Origin of the sequence: uncultured Campylobacter sp. (genome assembly GCF_944323605.1) — a bacterium.
Classification (GTDB): domain Bacteria; phylum Campylobacterota; class Campylobacteria; order Campylobacterales; family Campylobacteraceae; genus Campylobacter_D.
Genome location: NZ_CALUTC010000029.1, coordinates 1 through 4525, shown reverse-complemented (window position 1 = coordinate 4525; position 4525 = coordinate 1). Strand labels below are relative to the sequence as shown.

Sequence of the window (4525 nt, the reverse complement as noted above, 5' to 3'; positions counted from 1 at the left end):
TTTTCTTTAAATTCATCTAAGCTTATATTTGAATTTACTAAGCTTACATACTCATCTCTTAAGCTTTGAGCTAGATTGATTATATCAGAGCCTAGGTTGTAGGTTTTGGAGGCTCTAACATATATACTTAAAAACAAAGCATCGCCAGTAAAATCCCAGCTATTTTCATAAGAAGCTCCTATACCTGTTACTTGAATTTTATTAGCTTCCATAAAATTTTTGAAATCTTTTATCTCTTTATCACTTACATTTTTATCAAAACCAGCAATCTTTCCACCCATAGTGCTTTGACTTGATACAGATTGTCTTGGGTTGTAACTTATAAAACTTGTTAAATTTGCTCCATTTGATATAGGATTAGAATTTTCGTATCCTTTATTATTATACGCATTATATGCATTTGAGTAAGTTTTTGCTAAATCTATATCCGTATGTATTATAAAATAAGCACTATGTGCTAGAAATGTATAGGCGATCATAAGTGCATCTTGTGCGTTTATCTTAAAATCTTTAGGAAGTCCCGCAGCTTCATTAAAATCAGATGTAAAATACCCTTCTTTATCTACGCCGTAACTTAGAATTTCACTAACAGCTTCGCTTTTGTCTTTAACTAGCTCATCTAAGCTTTCGTTAGATGAGCTTAATTTTTGAAGCGTTTTTCCAAGCTGATTTAGGTGTTGTAATGTTTGATTATGAGATAAAGAAGCAATACTTAAGCTCTTAATCATAGTTTATCCTTTTTACCCCTTGTAAATCGCCAAATTTAGATAAAACTTTAAAGAATTTGTTTTTTTTAAATTGTGTTTTGTGTTGTAAAAAAATAAATTCTAAACTCTTAAATCAAGCTCATGCCACCTTTTTGTATTTTGTTTGCTTTTTTCTAAGACTTCATCTACACTTTTAAATAAAAGCTCGGTAATTTCTTTAGAATATTTAAAGGCTTCATCTATATCGTCTAAGTTTTCTTTTCTCCATTTAAGCAAATCAGTAGAAAAGTCCTTTAGACTCGTTTTATTCATAATCTCAGCATCAAAAGGAAAGCCCTCTAGACCTAAAATTTCATTTGAAAGCTTTTGCAAGTCATCAGGATTGACATTTTTATCAAGTCCTCTTATCTTGCCATAAATGGTGGTTTCGCCAACAACTAAGTCATTATAAGCATAATTTCTAGCTAAAAAAGACATAAGTAATCCCGCCTTTGATACGGAGCCGTCATCGTTTATATATTTATCAAAATCTATACCCTTATCTTTATGCCATAGCCAATTATTAGTGCTTAGCAAAGACTTATTAATGGGTAAAATCTCATCATCTAAAGCCTCATAAAAAGTAGGATATATCATATCTGTAGCACTTAGACTATCTTTAAATCCTACTTTTTCTTCTACTCTTTGCAAAGCTTCTTCATAACTAAATGTTTTTGTAAGTTTGCCCTGAGAATTTAAGATAAAATGGCTTGGTATATGTTTCAAATCGTCCTCGTTAAAATTATCTTTACCGGATAAAAATTCGTTTGAGTTTAAAATTTGAGAAAATATCTTATAAGCATTGCCAATAGTTTTTGCTATATCTATACTTTCGTAACTTTTAAATGGGAATGAATGAGTTAGTTCTGCAACAAAGTTTTTAAGACTATTTGAATGAATTTTTATATCTTCAGGGATATTTGCAGCCTTGTTAAATTCGGCTGTAAAATATCCCTCTTTATCAAGCTTGTAGCCTAATACTTCGTTTGTATTGTTTGTGGCATAACTTTTTGTATTTATTTTGTTGGATATATAATAATTATTATGTTGATTTGCTACATTTTTTATATACATAAAATATCCTTAACTTTCTTATACCTTTAGAGCATATTTTACAATCTTTTCACACTTTAAAATCTATCTTACTCTTATCCACCTTAAATAAATTCTGTAATAATTCTAATACATCAGTCCCCTTTTTTCTTTCATTCTCTAAGAAAGTTAAAAAGAAGTTTTTAGCTATATCATCATAAGTAAAAGTTTCACTTTTACTTTCAGCTTGTATGGGGGTGAAAGGCTTTTTACTTGAATTTTCTTCAGACTCCGTGCTTTCTTGCGAATTTAAACCATACTTTTCAAAGTGTCTTTTCATATCTGCTTCATCTATTTTCTTGGGTCCAAATTCATCAAAAAACTCTTTTTTCCTCTCCTCTTTTATCCCTCTCCACACCTTTACAAACTCGCTCACACTTGTCATAGTTTTCATAAGGGTGTGTTTTTGTTTATTTATATCAAAAAAATAAAACGATTTTGTTATATAATCCCCGTCGCTTTCTAAGTCATTTAGCATTTTTGTTTCTAATTTGCTAAAAACATCGTTTGTCATAATCCTATGCAGTATAGAACCCTCCACCATCTCTACTTCAGGATCTCCATAATAATAACCCTTTTCAAGCAAATTGTTAAGATCGTCTAAATCCTTTTTACTTATCTTATTATTGTTCTCCGACAAGAATGAATTTTGTTTTGCTTGGATATGGCTTGTATTAGAAATATTTGTATTGAAATTTATCATTTTTCTAAAATAGCCCAGGATTATATCCGCCCATAGAACTTTCTATATAAGACTGATATTTAGCTCTTACTTCTCTTATTACTGAATTATAGTTTAGTAAAAGATGGTTGCTTGTGGAGTTATATTTATACTTATTTCCTTTTAAATCCATAGCACCAACTCCGTAAGTAAATACAACAAAAGGTTTTCCGTATCTAGAATATTGAATTTTTCTTTTTACTATATACATAGGGTAAAAACTTAAGGAATCGTATGTTATCTGCTTATAAGCTACAAGTCTATCTAAACTAGGATTGGAGCAGCTTGATTGTCCTACTGTGCATATTCCCTTGCCACTCCTTATATAATCAGCTTCTTGAGGAGAAAGACCAAGTATCATATGAACTTCTGATTCAAAGGTGCTTTTGTTTTTAAAGCTTTCATACTTAAACACATACCCACCCTTAACTTGCTTTTTCTCATCTAAACTTAATACTTTTACACCGGGTGAATTTTCTGTAAGTTTGCCATTGGTATAAAAGGCTAATAAATCCTCTGCAAAAGATAAACTTGTAAGAAAAACGCATAAACTCAATGCGACAAATATCTTTTTAATCATTTTTTTACTCTTTTAAAAAATAAACTATGTATGAATCTAAATCGTCAAATTTGAAAATAGCTTTATGAAAGTTAGTGTTTAAATTTATATCTTGTGTAAAAAAGTAATTTAAATTTCAAACACTTAAATTTACTTTTTACTTATATCCACTAAGCCTTTAAATCTACTTTGTTTTTATCTACCTTAAATAAATTCTGTAATAATTCTAATACATCAGTCCCCTTTTTTCTTTCATTCTCTAAAAAAGTTAAAAAGAAGTTTTTAGCTATATCATCATAAGTAAAAGTTTCACTTTTACTTTCAGCTTGTATGGGGGTGAAGGGGTTTGGTTCTTTTGAGGTTGTATTATCTTTATTTATATTATCTTGATTTAAATTTACTTTTTGTATATTTTTTGAGTTTTCTTTATCTTGAATATTTTCATCATCTACTTTATCTTTATTTGAATATTTTCCTTCTATTTCCTTAGCTCTTTCTTCAAAATCTTTTATGTTTTTACTTGTTTCAAAAGCCTGATAATACTCCTCTTGTTTAGACTTTAAAATAAGAAATTTTTCCTTAAGTTCATCTATGCTCATACTTGTTTGAAAAATTTGTATATACTCTTTTTCAAAATCTTCGAATTTAAATATTGGTGTAGGATGATGTTCAAATATCCATCTGTAAAGACTTTTGATTTCATTTTCGCTAATTTTTCCTTTTCTTAGCTGATCTTCTATAGAACCATCTATAAAATCTACAGATGCACTCAATTTTTCATAATGTCTAATAACATTTTTAAAAGAATGCATCATGGTTTCTATATCTTTAGCTGATTTATATTCATTACCTTTATAAACCCTATTTTCGTTTATATAGTTTTTATAGGTATTAAGGCTTGATACGGTCATCATCTTATATGCCAACCACCTAAAGCTGATTCCATTTGTTCCTTGTATTTGTTTGCCATTTCTTTTATTATCATGTTGTTGTTTAATAAAGGGCTAGAGCTAAATTTATAAATGTTACCTCTAGCATCAGATACACCGACACCGTAGGTAAAATAAATAAATCTATTTCCTAAATGAGATATTCCTATATTTCTCTTAACATAATACATAGGAAAAAAGTCTATATGATTTCCTGTTACTTCCAAAAAAGATGTAAATCTATTGGAACTAGGATTATTGCAAGTTGCTTGATTTATGCCACACAATCCCTTAGGCGCATTCAAGTTATTTGCATAATTTAATATATAGTTCGCTTCCCCGCTTGTATATCTTGCTACAACATAATACTCATCAATACCATTATGCTTTGGAATTACCAAATACCCACCCTTAACTTGTTTTTTCTCATCTAAACTTAATACTTTTACACCGGGTGAATTTTCTGTAAGTTTGCCAT

At 29.3% G+C, this 4525-nt stretch carries 5 protein-coding genes and 1 pseudogene; all 6 read right to left on the bottom strand.

All coding sequences use genetic code 11. The features are described 5' to 3' along the window. Nucleotides 1–728, bottom strand: a pseudogene (locus Q0J35_RS08935) (hypothetical protein); the annotation flags it as partial. Nucleotides 729–827: 99 nt separating this feature from the next. After that, nucleotides 828–1820, bottom strand: coding sequence for a Cj0814 family flagellar-dependent secreted protein (locus Q0J35_RS08930; protein WP_297195636.1), 993 nt, complete (start codon nt 1818–1820; stop codon nt 828–830). 49 nt (nt 1821–1869) lie between these two features. Continuing rightward, on the bottom strand, nt 1870–2541 hold the full coding sequence (locus Q0J35_RS08925; RefSeq protein ID WP_297195634.1) for a hypothetical protein: 672 nt from the start codon (nt 2539–2541) through the stop codon (nt 1870–1872). 4 nt (nt 2542–2545) lie between these two features. Continuing rightward, complete coding sequence (locus tag Q0J35_RS08920) at nt 2546–3139, bottom strand: hypothetical protein (protein ID WP_297195632.1); 594 nt, start codon at nt 3137–3139, stop codon at nt 2546–2548. A 149-nt stretch (nt 3140–3288) separates the two neighbouring features. Then, complete coding sequence (locus tag Q0J35_RS08915) at nt 3289–4029, bottom strand: hypothetical protein (RefSeq protein ID WP_297195630.1); 741 nt, start codon at nt 4027–4029, stop codon at nt 3289–3291. Next, nucleotides 4029–4525 (bottom strand): bacteriocin (locus Q0J35_RS08910; protein ID WP_297195628.1); only part of this gene is annotated, 497 nt, incomplete at its 5' end. The genes Q0J35_RS08915 and Q0J35_RS08910, both read right to left, overlap by 1 nt.